At 75.2% G+C, this 17265-nt stretch carries 11 protein-coding genes; 2 read left to right on the top strand and 9 right to left on the bottom strand.

All coding sequences use genetic code 11. The annotated features are described in order from the left end of the window. Position 1 precedes the first annotated feature (1 nt). Positions 2–2122: a hypothetical protein gene (locus tag E1B22_RS07335; RefSeq protein ID WP_135225128.1), complete on the top strand. Its 2121-nt coding sequence runs from the start codon at positions 2–4 to the stop codon at positions 2120–2122. A gap of 140 nt (positions 2123–2262) precedes the next feature. On the opposite strand, the gene E1B22_RS07330 is transcribed toward E1B22_RS07335, so the two are convergent. From E1B22_RS07330 to E1B22_RS07295, 8 genes are all read right to left on the bottom strand, one after another. After that, on the bottom strand, positions 2263–3432 hold the full coding sequence (locus E1B22_RS07330) for an ABC transporter permease (RefSeq protein ID WP_243123236.1): 1170 nt from the start codon (positions 3430–3432) through the stop codon (positions 2263–2265). A 698-nt stretch (positions 3433–4130) separates the two neighbouring features. Continuing rightward, positions 4131–5150, bottom strand: a complete 1020-nt coding sequence (locus E1B22_RS07325; RefSeq protein WP_135225127.1) for an ABC transporter permease — start codon at positions 5148–5150, stop codon at positions 4131–4133. A 420-nt stretch (positions 5151–5570) separates the two neighbouring features. Then, positions 5571–7118 (bottom strand): ABC transporter substrate-binding protein, encoded by a 1548-nt coding sequence (locus tag E1B22_RS07320; protein ID WP_243123235.1) that lies wholly within the window; start codon positions 7116–7118, stop codon positions 5571–5573. Positions 7119–7978: 860 nt separating this feature from the next. Beyond that, positions 7979–9394, bottom strand: coding sequence for a sodium:alanine symporter family protein (locus tag E1B22_RS07315; RefSeq protein WP_135225126.1), 1416 nt, complete (start codon positions 9392–9394; stop codon positions 7979–7981). A gap of 580 nt (positions 9395–9974) precedes the next feature. Beyond that, on the bottom strand, positions 9975–10835 hold the full coding sequence (locus E1B22_RS07310; RefSeq protein WP_135225125.1) for a ZIP family metal transporter: 861 nt from the start codon (positions 10833–10835) through the stop codon (positions 9975–9977). A gap of 399 nt (positions 10836–11234) precedes the next feature. Then, positions 11235–12029, bottom strand: a complete 795-nt coding sequence (locus E1B22_RS07305) for an SDR family oxidoreductase (RefSeq protein ID WP_135225124.1) — start codon at positions 12027–12029, stop codon at positions 11235–11237. A gap of 370 nt (positions 12030–12399) precedes the next feature. Continuing rightward, positions 12400–12771 (bottom strand): bacillithiol system redox-active protein YtxJ, encoded by a 372-nt coding sequence (gene ytxJ / locus E1B22_RS07300; protein WP_135225123.1) that lies wholly within the window; start codon positions 12769–12771, stop codon positions 12400–12402. Further along, positions 12768–14363, bottom strand: coding sequence for a sensor domain-containing diguanylate cyclase (locus E1B22_RS07295; protein ID WP_243123234.1), 1596 nt, complete (start codon positions 14361–14363; stop codon positions 12768–12770). The genes ytxJ and E1B22_RS07295 overlap by 4 nt, the downstream gene beginning before the upstream one ends. Before the next feature lie 538 nt (positions 14364–14901). On the opposite strand from E1B22_RS07295, the gene E1B22_RS07290 reads away from it, so the two are divergent. Then, positions 14902–15903, top strand: a complete 1002-nt coding sequence (locus E1B22_RS07290) for an LCP family protein (protein ID WP_135225121.1) — start codon at positions 14902–14904, stop codon at positions 15901–15903. Positions 15904–15948: 45 nt separating this feature from the next. Here the strand turns inward: E1B22_RS07290 and E1B22_RS07285 are convergent, their stop codons facing one another. Next, positions 15949–17163: a cytochrome d ubiquinol oxidase subunit II gene (locus E1B22_RS07285; protein WP_243123233.1), complete on the bottom strand. Its 1215-nt coding sequence runs from the start codon at positions 17161–17163 to the stop codon at positions 15949–15951. Between the last annotated feature and the right edge of the window lie 102 nt (positions 17164–17265).

The following is a 17265-nucleotide window of genomic DNA, read 5'->3' as shown; positions in this document are numbered from 1 at the left end:
CTTGCCAAGGCAGCGCGGCTGGACCGGTGAGGCCGGCGACCCGGCCGGTGCGCCGGGAGGCGGGGCCGGTTCGTCCCCCGGCATGGGCGGACCGAAGGGCGCAGCCGGTTCGTCCGGACGAACGCGGCCGCGGACGGCCCTCGGTCCCTTGCGGGTGGCCGCCACCTATATCGGCACCGTGGTGGGAGCGGGATTCGCCTCGGGCCAGGAGATCTTGCGGTTCTTCACCGCCTACGACGGGTGGGGCACGCTGGGCCTCCTGGGGGTCGCCGCGCTGCTCGCCGCCTTCGGAGTGGCCATCATGCGGCTCGGCGCGGCCACGGGCGCCGAATCCCACCAGGAGCTGGTCCGGGCGGCGGGCGGTCGATGGCTGGGCGCCCTGGCCGACTGGGTGATCACCGGGTTCTTGTTTGCCGGCACCGCCGTGATGATCGCCGGGTCCAACGCCATCTTCCGGGAGCAGTTCGGGTGGCCCGGGTGGCTGGGCGGGCTGGTCATGGCGGCGGCGGCCACGGTGACGGTGCTCTTCCGGCTGCGGGGGGTGACGGCCGTCACCTCCCTGGTGGCGCCCGTCCTGATGGTGGGGGCGCTCGGCGTCAGCGCCGGGGTGCTCGTGCGCGAGGGCTGGCCGGCCACCCCGCCCGGCGGCACCGGCGTGGCCGGGGCCGCGCCCTTCTGGCCGCTGGCGGCCGTGCTCTACGCCAGCTTCAACCTGTTGCTGGCCATGCCGGTGCTGGCCCCGCTGGGCGCCCAGGTGCAGCGTCCGGCCACCCTGCATGCCGGCGGGCTGCTGGGGGGCGCGGGGTTGGGGCTCGCCGCCCTGGCCCTGCACCTCGCCGTGTGGGCCGGCCTGCCGGCCACCGCCCGCGTCGAGGTCCCCATGCTCGCCCTCGCCCGCGGCTTCGGCCCCGTCCTGGGCACGGCCTACGCGGTCATCCTGTGGCTCGAGGTGTTCACCACCGCCGTCACCTCCCTGTACGGGGTGGCGGCGCGCCTGCGCTCCCCCGAGCGGGCGGGCTACGCCACCACGGTCCTGGCCCTGGGAGGCGTCGCCTTCGCCGGCAGCTTCGTCGGCTTCGCCAACCTGGTGACGCGGGTCTACCCGCTGGTGGGGTACCTGGGCCTGCTGGTGATGGCCGCCGTGGCCTGGCGGGCCGTGCCCCTTCTTCTGACGGGACGCGAGTCGGCCCAGGTTCTGCGGCGGGCGGAGGGGCCGGACCGCGTCCCGGCGGGAGCACCGGGACGGCGGGAACCCGGTGGCGTCCCGGCAGGGGCGCCGGAATGGCGGGGGCCGGAGCGCAGGCCCGCGGAGGCGCCCGCGCCCCGTCCCCTGGGGGGACGCCGCCCGGCACCCGTGCCCGTCCCGGCCCTCGGCCGTGCCCTGGCCCGGGCGGCGGCCGCGGCCGGGGTGCTGTGGGGCGGCGCCCACGTGACCGGTGGCACGGCCACGGGCTCGAGCGTGCCCGAACTGGGCCTCTGGCTCGCCGCGGGCACCGGTCTCGCCCTGATCGGCGCGGTGGCGGACCGGCTGGGCTGGGCGGCGGTCCTTGGCGCCGGGGCCCGCACGAGCCTGGCCGCGGCGGCCATCGCCTTCCTGCTGGAGTTCGGTCTCGGCAGCCTGTGGCTGGCGACCACCGGGTCCGCTGCCGGGGCGTGGCTGGGGGGCGACGCCGGCAGCGGCAGCGGGGCGCCGGCCGCCCCCCGGCCCACGGACGCCGGCTCCGTCGATCCGGCTGGGGGCGCACCGTCCGGCGGTGCCGGGACGCCCGGCGCCGCCGACCCATCGGGTGTCGGGGGACCCGGTGCCGGCGGACCGCCCGGGCCGGTGGCCGGCGGCGATGGAATCGAGCGCGTCCCCAGCGTCTGGTGGTTCCAGGGACCGCCGGGACCGCCGCCGGCCAGCGGGACGGGCCGATGGCCGTGGACGGCCTCCGAGGCAGGCGCCGCCGCGGCCACCGCCAAGGCCGGCGACGCGCAGGCCGCGGCGGGTCTGACGTGGACGACGGCGCTGCTGGCGGCGGTGGCCGGCACGGCCGCGCCCGGACTGCTCACCGCCCTGGCCCGCCGACGGAGTCGGGGTGACGGGCCCGCCGGGCCGTCGCCCGGTCCGTCGACGCCGTGAGCCGGCGTCGCGCCTTCGGCCCACCGGCGTCTCTGCGGATGCGGCCCGGGCGCGGAGCCGGCCGACCGGACGCTTCACCGCGCATGAGCGCCCGGAAGGATCGTCCTCGACCCCCACAGGACCCAGCGTCCCCGCCCCCCTCACACCCGCAGCCGCGGATCCAGCATCTCCCGCAGCCCGTCGCCCAGGGTGTTCACCGCCAGGACCAGCACCAGCACGGCCAACCCCGGCAGGGTGGAGACCCACCACGCGGTGCCGAGATAGTCGCGCCCCTCGGCCACCATGGAGCCCCACGCCGGCACGTCGGGCGGGACGCCGATGCCCAGGAAGCTCAGGGACGCCTCCATCAGGATCATGTGACCGGCCCGCAGGGTGGCCACCACCAGGAGCGCGTGCACGATGTTGGGCAGGATCTCCCGCGCCAGGATGCCGGCGTGGCCGCGCCCGATGGCCCGGGCCGCCTCGACGTAGGGCTTGGCCTTCTCCGCCAGCACCTGGCCCCGCGCCACCCGGAAGAACTCGACCCAGGCCTTGAAGGTCAGGGCCAGGATCAGGTTGCCGATGCCCGGCCCCAGGATCCCCATCATCAGGATGGTGAAGAGCAGATACGGAAAGGCCATCAGCAGGTCGGCCGCGCGGGAGAGCACCTGATCGACCAGGCCCCCGAAGTATCCGGCCACCGCGCCGAGCACCGACCCGAAGAGGCCGGCCACCATGACCCCCACCGCCCCCACCAGCAAGGAGACGCGGGCCCCGTAGAGCAGCTGGGTCAAGAGGTCGCGCCCCAGCCGGTCGGTGCCCAGCAAGTGCTCCGGGTGGCCGCCGGGGAGGAAGGCCGGCGGTGCCAGCCGCGCGCTTAGGGTGAAGTCGTCGGGGTCGTAGGGCGCGAGCCACGGCGCCGCCACCGCCGCCGCCACGTAGAGCGCCACCACCAGCAGGCCGACCACCATCTGGGGATGCCGCCGCCACAGCCGGCGCCAGGCGCCAGGGGTCCCACCGGGCGCGGGAGCGCCACCGGGGACCCGGCCTGGCGCGACGACGGTGGAGGCCGGGCGGTCGGCGATCGGGCGAGCCCCCTGGGGCGCCGCGTCCGGCCTGGCCACCGCTCCCACCCGGTAGGCAGCGGTCGGGCCGGAGGAAGGGGCGGCGACGAATCCGGCGGCCGCGGCGACGACGGTCGCCCCGCCGGACGCCCCGGTCCCCCGGATCGCATCGCCCAGATCGCCCCCGACGCCACCCTCCGGCCGGAGGTGCCAGGCCCGTTCGTCCCGTCGCCCGCCCCGCACCGGATCCTGCCTCCCGTATGGCATGGCCGACCCTCCTCTCCAACCGGTCCCGCTCCCGCCGCTCGCAGCCAGCCGACGTCGCTGCCGCCCCCGGTAGCCCTCGTCCCCGGTTTCGCCCATGGGTTCGCGGTGCTCGCCCGCCACCACCCTGCGCCCGTCGTCCTCCGGCCGTGATGGTCCCGTCTTCGCCTGGGATGGCCCCGTGCGCCGCATCCCTCCCCAGGTCGGCCCGGCGGATGTCCGGTTTGACGGACCGCCCGGGCCGCCTCGGCGCGCCTGCGGGCAGGGACCTCGCCTGGCCCGGGCAGCGGCCACCGCGGGCCCGTGGGGACGGCCCCGGTGTGCCAGCACGCAGGGACCTCGCCTGGCCCGGGCGGCGGCCGCCGCGGGCCCGCGGGAACGGGCCCCGGCGTGCCGGGGCGCGGGGACTTCGCCTGGCCGCGGGCAGGGACCGCTGGGTGTCCGCGGACGCGGGCGCCGGCGTGACCGCACGCACGGACCACGGATGGTCGCGGGTGGGACCCCGGCTTGCCGCAGGAAGGAGCCTCGGTCGGCACCTCCCCTGGCCGCGCGATTGGGCCTCGATTGGCCCAGGACCGGGAGCCGGTCGCCCTCGCCAACCGCCCCGCGCAGCGTCCCCGACCTCGTCCGCCCCCTCGTGCGGGGTCCGTACCTGCCGCGCCGTCCGCACCCCCGCCGTCGGCACGCCCCAGGCCGCCCGGCTACGCCTCCCGGATGCGCGGATCGAGCCACGTGTAGGCCAGGTCGACCAGCAGGTTCATCACCAGGAAGGTCAGCGCGTAGACCATCACCGCCCCCTGGACCACCGGGTAGTCCCGGGCGAAGATGGCCTCGACCACCAGCCTTCCTAGGCCCGGCCAGCCGAACACCGTCTCGACGATCATGTTGCCGCCCAGCAGCACCCCCGCCTGCAACCCCACCACGCTGGCGGTGGGGATCAGGGCGTTGCGCAGGGCATGGACCAGGACCACCCGCCGCTCGTGGAGGCCCTTGGCCCGGGCCGTGCGGATGAACTCGGCCCCCAGCACCTCCAGCATGCTGGAGCGGGTCACCCGGGCCACCACCGCCGCCAGCTCCGCGCCCAGGGTCACGGCCGGCAGCACCAGGTGGGCGAGGGCGGACCGGAAGGCGGCCCCGTTGCCCGCCAGCAGCGTGTCGATCAGGAGGAACCCGGTCCGCCAAGGCACGGCGCCGGCGTACTCGGAGGCGATGCGGCCGGAGGTGGGCAACCAGCCGGTGCCCACCGCCAGCACCAGCATCAGCACGATGCCGAACCAGAAGGCGGGCATGGAGATGCCGAGGGAGGCCGTCGCCATGACCAGCCGGTCGAGCCACGAGCCGCGGCGCACCGCCGCCAGCACGCCCAGCGCCACCCCCGCCACCACGGCGAAGCCGAGCGCCGCCACGGCCAGCTCCACCGTGGCCGGCAGGGTCGCCAGCAGCACCTGCCCCACCGGTTGGCGGCTGCGGATGGACTCGCCCAGGTCGCCATGGGCCAGATCGGCGACGAACCGGCCCAGCTGGACGTGCAGCGGCTGGTCCAGGCCCAGCTCCCGGGCCAGGGCCCGCGCCTCCTCCTCGCTGGACATGCCGCCGCCGCGCAGCATGATGTCCACGGGGTCGCCCGGCATCACCCGCAGGAGGATGAAGCTCACCAGCACGATCCCCACCGCCAGGGGAAGCGCCATGGCCAGACGACGCACGATCCACGCGCCCCGCATCCCGTCACCTCCCGTCCCCTGCGGCCCGCGCCGCGCGGGTCCCCGGGCCGGCGCGCCCAAAGGGCGCCGACGGTCGCCCCGTCCCCGGCTGGCATTGGAGCCGGCCGCCGGGGGGCAGCGGCCCCGGCCGCAGGGCGGCCACGCCCGCCGGCGGCGCGGACGAAGCCATGCCGAAGCCACCTCCGGGAGCGCCACCGCTCCACGGCGGCCACACCCGCGGCCCGGGCGCCGCCACCACCCGCCGTCACCGCCCGCCGTTACCGCCCGCCGTTACCGCCCGCCGCCGCCCGCCGCCCTCGCCCGCCGCGCGCCCCGGCGCGGCCGCCGCGCGTCGGTCCGCCGGGCGAGGGTGGGCTCACCTGCCGCGCGGGTGCCGGGGAGGGTCCCATTCGTCCGCCCGGCGATGGCCGGGTTCGTCCCTCAGTCGACCCTGTAGCCCGCCTCGCGCAGCAGCTGCTTCGCCTTCTCCGGGTCGTAGGGGTACGGCTCGAGGCCCTCGTGGTAGCCGAAGCCGCTGGGCAGCATCGCCGTCGCCACGCGGTGGGCGTGGCCCTGGTACAGCTCCTGGAGGATCGCGTCCCAGTCGATGGCGTAGTTCAGCGCCTGTCGCACCCGGGGGTCGGAGAGCACCTTGTTGTTGAGCTCGATCATGTAGAGCCGGGTCCCCTGGGTGACCTTGACCTGCACGTTGGGGTCTCGCTCCAGGTCGGCCACCATGTCCGGCGGCACCTCCTGGACGATGTGGACCTCCCCGCTCTTCAGCGCCGCGATGCGGGTGGCTGGCTCCGGCATCATGCGGAAGACCACGCGCCGCACCTTGGCCGGGCCCACAGGCGGCAGCTCCGGCGAACCGCCGTAGTACCCGTCGAACCGCTCCAGCACGATCTGGCCGTCGAGGCTCCCCTCGACGAACTTGAAGGGACCCGCCCCCACGGGGTGCTCCGACAGCCCCCGGCTACCCACTTCCTCCACGTAGTCCTTGGGGACGATCTGGGTGTGCACCAGGAGCTGGAGGAACGCGGCCGACGGCTTCGCCAGCTTCATCCGCACGGTGTAGTCGTCCACCTTCTCGACGGACTGGAGCGGCTCCACCAGCCCCTTCCGCGGCGAGGGCTGGCCGTCCAGCCCGTCGTCGGCCAGGATCCGCTCGAAGGTGAACACCACGTCGTCGGCCGTCAGCTCCTCACCGTTGTGGAACTTGATGCCCCGGCGCAGCTTGAAGATGTAGGTGGTCGGGTCGGGCTGCTCCCACGACTCGGCGATCTCCGGCACCACCTCGCCGTCGGGCGTCCGGGTCACCAGACCGTCGTAGATGTTGCGGATCACCGTCTCGGTGTCTCGGTCCCGGTAGGCCGCCGGATCCAGGGAGAGGATGCGGTCGGCGCGCAGGCCCACCACCAGCGTGTCCCCGTCCTCCAGCTCCACGTCGTGGAGATTGACGCGACTGTCCATGGAGGGTTGCCAGTTCTTCACCCGGGTCGACGCCGCCTCGATGGCGTCCAGGTAGTAGCCGAAGATCCACGGCGCATCCCGGTAGATGATCTCCTGCGCCTTCTTGTAGGCCTCGAGGGCCTCGCCCTCGTCGGTGGTGGCGGCCGCCTGCCGGAACAGGGCGTCGACCTCGGGGTTGGAGTAGAAGGAGTAGTTGCCGCGCCCGCCGGTCTCCAGCTTGGGCACCGCGAGGTCCACGGGACTGAACGTGGAGCTGCCCCAGTCCGTGGCGTACGCCTGCCGCGTCCCCTTCTGGGCCTCGGCCACCAGGGTCTGGTACTCCCACACCCGCACCTGGGCGTCGATGCCCACCTGCTTCAGGTACTGGGCGATGACCTGCAGCTCCGCCTCCCGATTCTTCGCCCCGTCCAGGGTCAGGGTCAGCACCTTCCCCTCGGACGAACCGGCCTCCCCGCCGGCCGTCTCCTGCCCGCCACCGGTGCAGCCGGCCACCGCGAAGCCGAGCAGGACGACCACCAGCCAGCACAACCGTGGCCGGGCGCCAGGCCGCCGCGCGTTCCATGACGGCGGGCACCCGGTCCCGGCTCCACAGCCTTCTTCGCGAACCGCCCGGGGCCCGAACCACCTCGTCCGACCGACCATGCGTCTCCCCCTTTCGCCGGCGACCGGCGCCCCCGCGCCCGGTCGCAGTCCAGAAGGTCTCCGTCACCCCACCGGCCTTCGAGCCCTCGAACCCTTCCGCATCTTGCGGGCGTCCCGGCCGCGCTTCCGCGGGTCCCGACCGGGCCGCGGTCCCGGCGCCCCCGGGACCGGAGAGGAGACGGACCGCTCCCCGTCGCCGGCGCTCGTCGACGCGGGCGCCCCGGCGTCGCGCCGGGTCAGCGCGGGCGCCGCGGCGTCGCACCGGGTCAGCGCGGGCGCCGCGGCGCGGCGCCGGCCCGGTCGCCTGGCACGCACCCATCCCTCCCAGGCAGGCCAACGCACCGACCGGAGGCATGGCGGTGGGAAAAAGCCAGCGGGTCACAGGGACCGCGGGAGTCGGGGTGCACGAGCTGATGCGCGCACTGCGCATCGCGGTGCGGGCGTCACGCTGGGCACCGCGTCCGGGATTCCGATGGGTCGCCGCAGGGCGGTTCGATCCGGTTCGGGACCCCTGGGGGACGAAGGCTTCCCCGCCCCGAATCTAAGGGCATCGCAGGCTCCGCGCAAGAGGAGATGGCAGCGGCGGCCGCCCCGGGCGCTGGGCCCGCCCCGTGCGGCGGCGGGCACGGGGCCCATGGACGGGGATGCAGTCCAGAGCGGCCGCGCGGGGCGCTGGGCCCGCCCCGCGCGGCCGTCCCCTCGCCATCGCGGGATGCGCCGGGGGCTACGCCCCCTCAATCGCCGGACGCCCCGGTGGTCACGGGCTGCCCGCTGCCGGGGACCACCGGCTCCCGGCCCACCTCGAAGAAGCGCCGGGTCTCACGGACCACCACTCCGCTCAGGGCGAGGAGGCTGATCAGGTTCGGCACCGCCATGAGCCCGTTCATCACGTCGGCGAAGTCCCACACCAGCCCGAAGGTGGCCACCGAGCCGGCGAACACCCCGACCGTCCACAGGACGCGGTAGACGGTGATGGCGCGGGTCCCGAACAGGTACTCGAAGCACTTCTCCCCATAGTACGCCCAGCCGAGGATGGTCGAGTACGCGAAGAGGATCAGCCCGATGACCACGATCAGCCCACCCGGTCCCGGCAGGCCCATCTCGAAGGCCCGGGTAGTCAGCTGGGCGCCCGTCAGCGTCGCGGGGTCGGCCTGCTGCCACATCCCCGTCGCCACGATCACGAGGCCGGTGATGGAGCAGACCACGATGGTGTCGATGAACGTCCCCGTCATGGACACCAGGGCCTGCCGCGCGGGGATGTCCGTCTTGGCCGCGGCGGCGGCGATGGGCGCACTGCCCAGGCCCGCTTCGTTGGAGAACACGCCGCGGGCCACGCCCCAGCGGATGGCCTCGCGCACGCCGGCCCCCACCACGCCGCCGCCCACGGCCTCCCCGGTCAAGGCGTGGCCGAGGATCAGGGCGATGGCGCCCGGCACCGCCTCGATGTGCCGGACGAGGATGACCAGCCCCCCGATGACGTAGAACAGCGCCATGAAGGGCACCAGGAACGCCGTCACCCGCCCGATGGCCTTGATCCCGCCGATCACCACCAGCCCGGTCATGCCGGCCAGCACGACCCCCGTGATCCAGGAGGGTACGCCCCAATACTGCTGGATGTTGTTGGTGACCTCGTACGCCTGGACCGTGTTACCGATGCCGAAACCGGCGAGCGCCCCGAAGAGGGCGAACAACACCGCCAGCCACCGCTGCCCGAGCCCGCGCTCGAGGACGTACATCGGCCCGCCGGCCATCTCGCCACGGGCGTTGCGCACCCGGTAGGCGACGGCCAGGATCGCCTCGGCATACTTGGTGGCCATGCCGACCAGGGCCGTCACCCACATCCAGAACACCGCCCCGGGCCCGCCCAGCGTCACCGCCGTCGCGACGCCGGCGATGTTGCCCGTTCCCACGGTGGCGGCCAGAGCCGTCGTCAGCGCTTGGAAGTGGTTGATGTCGCCCTCGGACCGATGGTCCTGCCGCCGGCTGAAGGCGAGACGCAACGCATACCCCAGCTCGCGGAACTGCAGCCCGCGCAGGCGGATGGTGAGGAACAGGCCCGTGCCGACGATGAGGACCAGCATGGGCGGCCCCCACACCAGGTCGCTGGCCGCGTCGAGGAACGCAGCCAGCCCGTCCACGAACCCTTGCACCCGGATCCCCCCTCGTACCGGCATGGTCTCGGATCGCCTTCACCCGGCCCCGGAATCATCCGGAGGAGCCCGGCGTGCTGCGGGGCCATCCGATCGATACCGCCGGCGATACAGGCGAGCGACACGAGTCAACAGACAGGTTCGGTCGAAAGGAGCACGAATCCTGCCCAGGGCGAACCCGGCGCTCCCCCGGCGGGAACGAGGGCCACCGCGGCCAGGCACGCGCCGCCGCCGACGCGGGTGCGCCGCCGCCGACGCGGGTGCGCCGCCGCACCACCCGCGACCGGCGACTCGCGAAGGGGAGGGGGACTCGTGCACGACCGGGCGGTCCGCCCACCAGCGGGCGAGCCGCTCACGCGAACCCCGCAGGAACGGGTCGACGTCGCACGGAACCGCCCGAACCCCGGCGGGCAGACATGATGACGGATGCGATGGACAACCTGCCGGTGGGGCAGGTGGTGGTGACGGTGGGCGGCTGGACGGATGCCCAGGCATGGGCACGGGAGCATGGGACATCAGGCGCAGGCAGGAACCTCCCGAGCCGGTCGCGGCGGCATCCGGTCCGTATCCGCTGGCCGGGCTACCCGGCCAGGATGAAGCTGAGGATCATCCCCACGGCGGTGACCAGGCCGACCACGTTGCCCCCCTCCCGGTATGCCTCGGGGGTCAGCGTGTCGGCGGCCATCGCCACCACCCCGCCGGCCGCCAGGGAGAGGATCAACGCCTCCGTGACGCCGGCTAGCCGCTCGGCGAGGACGAAGCCGGCCGCTGCGGCGGGCGCCGCCACCAGGGCCACAGCGGCCCAGATCGACGCGATGAACCCGGGGTTGTAACCGGCGCGCCGCAGCCCCACGGACCCGAACAGGCCCTCGGGCAGGGTGCTGAGGAAGATGCCGGCGACCAGCGCGAGGCTCACCCCCCGGCCGGCGTACAGGTCGACGCCCAGGGCGAAGGCCTCGGGGATGCCGTCGAGCACCGCGCCGGCCAGGATCGCCCAGGCCGCGCCGGCCCGCGGCCCCGGGGCATCGCCAGCCCCCGCCCCTGGGGCGCCGCCGGTCCCGGCTGGGGTCGGCCCCAGGCCGCGCCCCATCGCCCGCTGGCGTGGACCCGTCGACGCCGGCGCCCGCGGCGCCGCCGGCTCGACGCCGCTGCGCTTGCGGCCCGCCGCCCCGCGGCGATCGAGGGCGAAGTCGACCAGGGTGAAGAGGAGCGCCCCCGCCAGGAACCCGGCCACCGCCGGACCCGGCCCGCCCCGGTCGTGGGCCGCGGGCAGCACGTCGAAGGTCACGGCACCCAGCAGGGCCCCGGCGCCGAAGGCCATGACGGCGGCCAGCACCTCGCGTCCCAGGGGGATGAACAGGCCGGCGAGACAACCCCAGAGCCCGCTGCTGGCCGCGACCAGCGCCCACAGGGCGGCTTCGCCCCATCCGGGCCACCCCACCGTCCCACCCCTTCAGGGCGCGTGCCGACATCAACACCCATCGACGCCCTGACATCCACAGGATGGCCAACAGGATGGCCCAGGCGCCGCGGCGCGGCCGCCCGCTGCGGGATACCCGTCGTCGGCCCCCTTCCGTGGTCGCCTACGGCAACCGGCTGGCCTGCATGAGGAGTCCCCTGCGGGCTGCCCGGCGTCGCCTCCCCCTCCGCGGGTCCTGCACCCCCGTCCCCCTGCCGGCAGCAAGCCCTGGCGGGGGGAGCGGCTGGCCCTGGCGCCCGGCTCGCCGCGGCGCGCGGCGAGCCGGGCGGGCCGGTTCGTCCCGAACCGCGGGAACGAGCGCGACAGGGACTCCCCCGACGGCTTCTCGGGGCTTCCCCGGGCCAGCGGCGGCAACCGCAACTACAGCGCCCGCATCATGCCTCCGTCGACGAACACCGCCTGCCCGGTCAGGTAGCGCGCCGCGTCGGAAACCAGGAAGGCCACCACGCGGGCGAACTCGTCGGGCTCCCCGTAGCGACCGAGGGGGATCTGCTGGCAGTAGCTCCGGCGCACCTCCTCCACGGTCCGGCCGGAGTGGCGCGCCAGGTCCTCGTCCAGGCTCCGGACGCGAGCGGTGTCGATGCGCCCGGGCGCCACGGTGTGAATGCGGATGTTCCGCGCCGCCAGATCGGGCACCAGGCTCTTGACCAGCGCGTAGACGCCGGCCCGCATCACGTTGGAGAGGATCAGTCGCGGCAGGGGGACCTTGATGGAGGTCGAGGTGATGGCGACGATGGTGCCGCCGCCCGACCGCTCCATCAGCGGCACGCACGCGCGGACCAGCCGCACCACCGACATCAGGTTCTGCTGGAACGCCCTCTCCCAGTCCGCGTCGGTGACGTCGAAGAAGTCGCCCGGCGGCGGGCCCCCCGCGTTGCAGACCAGCACGTCCAGCCGGCCGAAGGCCTGTTCGACCCGCCGGGCCAGGGCCTCCACCTGCTCCGGCACCGCCACGTCCGCCGGCCAGGCCTCGACTCGCGACCCGGGGCCGGCCCGCCGACTCACCTCGGCCGCCGCCTCGCGGATCCGCTCCGCCGATCGGCTGCACATCGCCACGTGCATGCCCTCTTCCGCGAGGCGGCCGGCGATGGCGCGCCCCAGCCCCTGGCTGGCCGCCGTGACCAGGGCCACCTTGCCCTGCAAGCCCAGCTCCACAGCTCGCACCCCCGATCCGCGGATGGCAAAAAGTTGCGCGGGACGGCAGGGACCGTCCGTCCCGCGTCCAATTCCTCTCAGCGACTGCCCCACCACGCGGATGGACCGAAGGCGGCCACGCCCCTCTTGGTGCACCGCACCGGCCCCTTCGCCCGCCGCGTGGTCAACCCCTGAGCCCGCCTTCGCCCTGGGCGGGCTCAGGTCCTCCTGGCACCCCTGCACGGCATCGCGGCGGCGATGGCCCGGCCGCGGGCCCTGCACGCCATCGCCGTGGCGACTCCCCAGCCTCGGCGGATCGGCCCGCCTGCCCCCGGCCCCCGCGCCCCCCGGGCGGCCCCGCGGCGGAGCCCCGCGGGCGATCAGGCGGCGCCTAGGGCCGTGGCCGGGCCCGACCCCGGCGCTCGGCCGCGGTGATCCCCGCCAGGGCCGCGGCCAGGGCGGCTTCGTGGATGGCGCCGTGGGATGCGTGCCAGCGCACCGTGCCGCGGTGCCAGAGCAGCACCTGGGGCGAGGCGTGCTGGACCCCCAGGCGCCGGGCGATGGCATCGGACAGGGCGCGCTGTTCGATCACGTGCACCACGCCGAAGCGGGCCGCCCCCGGCCGGCTGGCGGCGAAGCGCCGGAAGGCGCGATAGGCGGCGGCGCTGATGGGGCACCGCGTGCTGTGCTTGAAGATCAGCACCGGCTGCGAACCCGTCAGCATGCGGTCCAGGTCGGCCTCCGTCCGCAAGGGGACGATCACGGTCCTCCCTCCTCGGCGACGGGCGCGGAGGCGCCCGGCTTGCCCCGGCCACCGGACCGCGCCACCCGTCGCTTGCCGCGGCGCTTCGCGCCGTACATGGCCTCGTCAGCCAGGCGCAGCAGCTCGGTCCAGTCCCGGGCATCGGCAGGATACGCGGCCACGCCGATGCTCGCCCCCAGTCCCCGCCCGCCGGTGCCCGCGGCGAGGGGGTTGGGTTCGTCCGCCAGCCGCTGCTGGATCCGGGTGGCCACCGCCATGGCCCCCTCGGGTCCCGTCTCCGGCAGGACGACGACGAACTCGTCGCCTCCGTACCGGGCGGCGTAGTCCACCGACCGGCAGGCCTCCCGCAGCACGCGGGCCACCCGGACCAGCACCCGGTCGCCGGCCTCGTGACCCAGCCGGTCGTTGATCGCCTTGAGGTCGTCGAGGTCGATGAACAGCAGCGCCAGCGGCCGGCCGTAACGGGCGGCCCGTTCCCCCTCCTCCCGCAGCCGCGCCATCAGGTACGTCCGGTTGTAGAGCCCGGTCAGCGGGTCGGTGATCGCCTGCTGCTCGATGCGTTCCAGGAGCGACGCCCGCTCCAGGGCCACGGCCACCTCGTCGGCGATGGCCCCCAGCAGGCGCAGGTCGCGCCGGCTGAAGGCGGCGGGCTGCGGCGACTCCACGCTCAGGACGCCGACCACCCGCCCGTGTCGCGTCACCGGCACGGCGATCTGCGAACGCGCCCCCGCCAGGCCGGGGTAGTAGCGGGGATCCCGGGTCACGTCGTCGACGATCACCGGCTGGCCGGTCTCCACCACCGCGCTGCAGATGCCCTGGCCCTTGCGGAGCACCAGCCCCTGCACCTCCGGCGGATAGAGGGGCGCCGACGCCATCCGCAGCGACCCGTCGGGCTGGACCAGCAGGAGGGCCAGATAGGGGTAGCCGAGCCGGGCCGAGAGCAGGTCGTTGAACTCGCGGATCAGGTCGTCGAGGCTGGTGACCTTGTTCAACGCATGGGTGCAGGCGTAGAGCACCTGCAACTCGGATTCGTCCAAGGGGTCGCGTTCCGGTAACGGCTCGCGATCCGGTCCCCCCGACGCCACCGGCGGCGTCGGCCCCGCCACGGCCGCGCCCGCTGCTCCGGCGGTCGCGGCTCCCCCGCCCGGCCCCGCCCTGGCAGGTCCGCCCCGCCCCGGCGCCACGGCCACCATCCGCCCCTGCCCCTGCCCCGCCGCGACGGCCACCGCCCGCCCCTGCCCCTGCCCCGGCGCCGGCCCGCCGGATCCCTCTCCCGACTCCCGCGCCGCCGGTGGCACCGTCGGCCCCGGCGCGCGGGATCCTCTGGCGAGCGCCGCCGTGCCCGCCATGGCCGCCGCCTCCGCCAACCACAGCCGCCAACCGGCTCCGCCGCCCGGATCGAGCGCCAGCCCCACCGCCATGGCCGCCAGCACCACGGCGGCCGCGGCGACGCCCCACCGGCCTCCGCAGCGACGCTGGACCAGGGCCGCAACCGGCAACGCCAGGACCCAGACCTCGACCCATCCGGCGAGCCGATGGACCGCTGCCAGCGCCAGGACCAGCCCCACCAGGCCCACCGCCTCGGCAGCCACCCAGCCGCGCGTCCCGGTGCCCCTCCGGCCGGCGCGCCCGGGACCCGCCCCGCGGGCTCCCGCGCCCCCTTCCGCGGGGACCGCTGGCGGATGCCCGGTCCCCCGTCCCCCCTTGGCTGCCGCTCCCCCTGCCTCTGGCCTCATGCCCCCAACTCCCCACCCCACGGCCGCTTCCCCGGGCAGGACGCCCCGCACCCCGCGCCGGGACGAACGGCGCCACCGACCCGCCCCGGTGGACCACGCCACCGGGGTCCCCGAGCGCCTCGGGCCGGCGGCCCCACGCCGTCCCCCCGGCCCACGACGGGGCGGCCGGCGGGCCCTGGACGCCCTTCCTGCCGCTGACCCGTTCACGCCGAAGCCCGTGCGATACAATCGGGGTGATGTCCGACGACCCCGGGAGGACGGGGTCCCATTCCATCCACCGTGTGAACCGCGGGTTCTGTGCGTGTCAGGGAGAGGGGAAGTTTTTCCACTCGATACAGGGGAATTCGTGATGGTGGCCCCGGCTCCTGCCGGGCCCAAGGCGAGGGATTGCGAAATGGTTGGTTTTGGAAGAACGCGGCGCCGCCGTCTGCACCGCACCGTGCTGTGGGTGGTCGGCCTGACCGCCATGGTCTGCGGCCTCGCGGTCGCCTACTTCGCGGGGTCCGAGCTGACGGTGCCACCGGAACCCGTGGCCCCGGTCCCGAGCGAAGCGGGGTCCGGTTCGCCCGCCGGGCCGGGACCGGGCGGCGCGCAACGGGTCAACATCCTGCTGCTCGGCATCGACGCCCGCCAGGAGGGCGCCCAGACGCGGTCCGACACGATGATCCTGCTCTCCATCGATCCGGCCACGAAGGCGGTGGCGATGCTCTCCATCCCGCGGGACAGCCTGGTGGAGATCCCGGGGCACGGCATGGACAAGATCACCCACGCCCACGCCTTCGGCGGTCCCGAGCTGGCCACCCGCACCGTGGCGCAGAACTTCGGCATCCCCATCCACCACTGGGCGCGGGTCGACATGCCGGGCTTCCTCGAGCTGATCGACGTCCTCGGGCCCGTCGAGGTCAACGTCCCCTATGACCTCCGGCTCCAGGACGGCCGCTTCCTGGAGGCGGGCCGGCACACCATGGACAGCCAGCTGGCCCTGGCGTACCTGCGGGAGCGCTACAACGACCCCGACGGCGACTTCGGCCGGGCCGACCGGCAGCAGCAGTTCCTGATCGACGTGGCCAAGCAGCTCAAGGCCAACCTGACGTTGCTGGACGTGCCCCGGACCCTGGCCATCGTCAGCCGGTACGTGGAGACGGACATGGGCCTGCGCGACGCCGTCGCCCTGGCGCGCCTCGCCTGGGCCACCGACCTGGACGGCATCCGGCGGGGCATGGTGCAGGGGCACGGGATCATGCGGAACGGGATCTACTACTACGCCATCGACTGGCCGGCCACCCGGCGGGTGCTGGCGGATCTGGGCATCAAGGCCGATTCCCGGGCCGGGACGAACGCGGCCGCGGCCGCGGCCGCCCCCGGCTTCGCCCCGGCTCCGGCGGCCGGGGAGTAGCCACCGGCTCCCCCGCCTGGGGTGCGGTTCGCCCGGGCCGCAGGATCAGCGGCCGGTTCGTCCGCTGGGGGCTCCGCCTCGGGCGCGCTCCGCCTGGGGCTCCCCCTGGAACGCGGGATCCACGGCCGGTTCGTCCGCATGGGGCGCGGGGCTCGCGGCTGCTGCGTCTCGCCGCAGGGCGGGACGCGCGGCCGCTTCGTCCGCCTGCGCACGGGGGCTCCCGACCGGTTCGTCCGCCTGGGGGTTGTCGCCCTTGAAGACGGCGAAGAGCAGCCACAGCGAGGGGATCAAGATCAGCAGGCCCACGGGCGTCACCCAGAGGGCGAAGCGCAGGATCGGGTCGGGGGCGGCGGCGTTGAACACCGTCACATCGGGGTAGATCAGGTACGGCCACTGGCCCAGGGCCCAGCCCCACAGCAGCACCACCACCTCGGCCACCGCGGCCACCCGCGCCAGCAGGAAGCGGCGTCGCCAAACCAGCCACGCCGACAGCGCAGCCAGCGCCGCCCCCGCCGCTACCAGCGGCCGACCGCGCTCCGACAGGAGCTCCCACAGGTGGGGTGCCGTGCGCGGCGCCAGCGGGAGCAGCACCGCCGCCAGCACCGCCACCGCCAGGCCCGCCCCCAGGGCGCGGCGGCGGAAGTCTTCCTGCAGGGCGCCCCGCGTCTCCACCGTCAGGTACACGGCGGCCAGGTAGGCGAAGAGCGCCACCGTCAGCGCCCCCACCAGCAGGGAGAAGGGGCTGAACCAGGCGTTGACGGCGTCCACCGTCACCGTGCCGTCGGCATCGACCCGGATGCCGCCGGACGAGACGGCGGCCAGGGTGGCCCCCAACAGGAAGGGCGTGATGGTGCTGGCCGCGCCGAAGACGCTGGCCCAGGCCCGCTGCGGGCCCGCCGCCGTGGCCGCCGGGGCGCGGAACACGAAGGCGGCGCCGCGCAGGACGATGCCCGCCAGCACCAGGTGGAACGGGACGAACAGCGCCACCCCGAGGCTGCTGTAGGCGCGCGGGAAGGCCGTGAAGAGCAGCACCAGGGCGAAGATCAGCCAGACGTGGTTCGCCTCCCAGACCGGGCCCATGGCCCGGGCGATGGCCTGCCGCTGGGCCTCGGCCCGGGGCCCGCGGGCCAGCAGGTCCCACACGCCGCCGCCGAAGTCGGCGCCGCCCAGCACGGCGTAGGCCGTCAGCGCCAGCATCAGGACCACCGCCACCACCGTCTCGGGCAGGGGATCGCCCACTCCCACCGGCACGAAGACCACCTGCCTGCTCGGCCTCCAGGCGCAGCCGACCGGCTGTCACTCCACGCCGGGCATGCGACCCGGCCCGCCGGTGCGCAACGCGTCGCTCGCCCAGCGCCCCGT

Origin of the sequence: Thermaerobacter sp. FW80, from assembly GCF_004634385.1 — a bacterium.
Classification (GTDB): Bacteria; Bacillota; Sulfobacillia; order Thermaerobacterales; family Thermaerobacteraceae; genus Thermaerobacter; species Thermaerobacter composti.
This window is presented reverse-complemented; position numbering and strand designations above follow the sequence as displayed.

What these genes read in the sequence shown, in the direction of transcription:
- E1B22_RS07330 (WP_243123236.1), bottom strand. Translation starts at nt 3,432, where the DNA reads ATGCCATACGGGAGGCAGGATCCGGTGCGGGGCGGGCGACGGGACGAA.
- E1B22_RS07325 (WP_135225127.1), bottom strand. Translation starts at nt 5,150, where the DNA reads ATGCGGGGCGCGTGGATCGTGCGTCGTCTGGCCATGGCGCTTCCCCTG.
- E1B22_RS07290 (WP_135225121.1), top strand. Translation starts at nt 14,902, where the DNA reads ATGGTTGGTTTTGGAAGAACGCGGCGCCGCCGTCTGCACCGCACCGTG.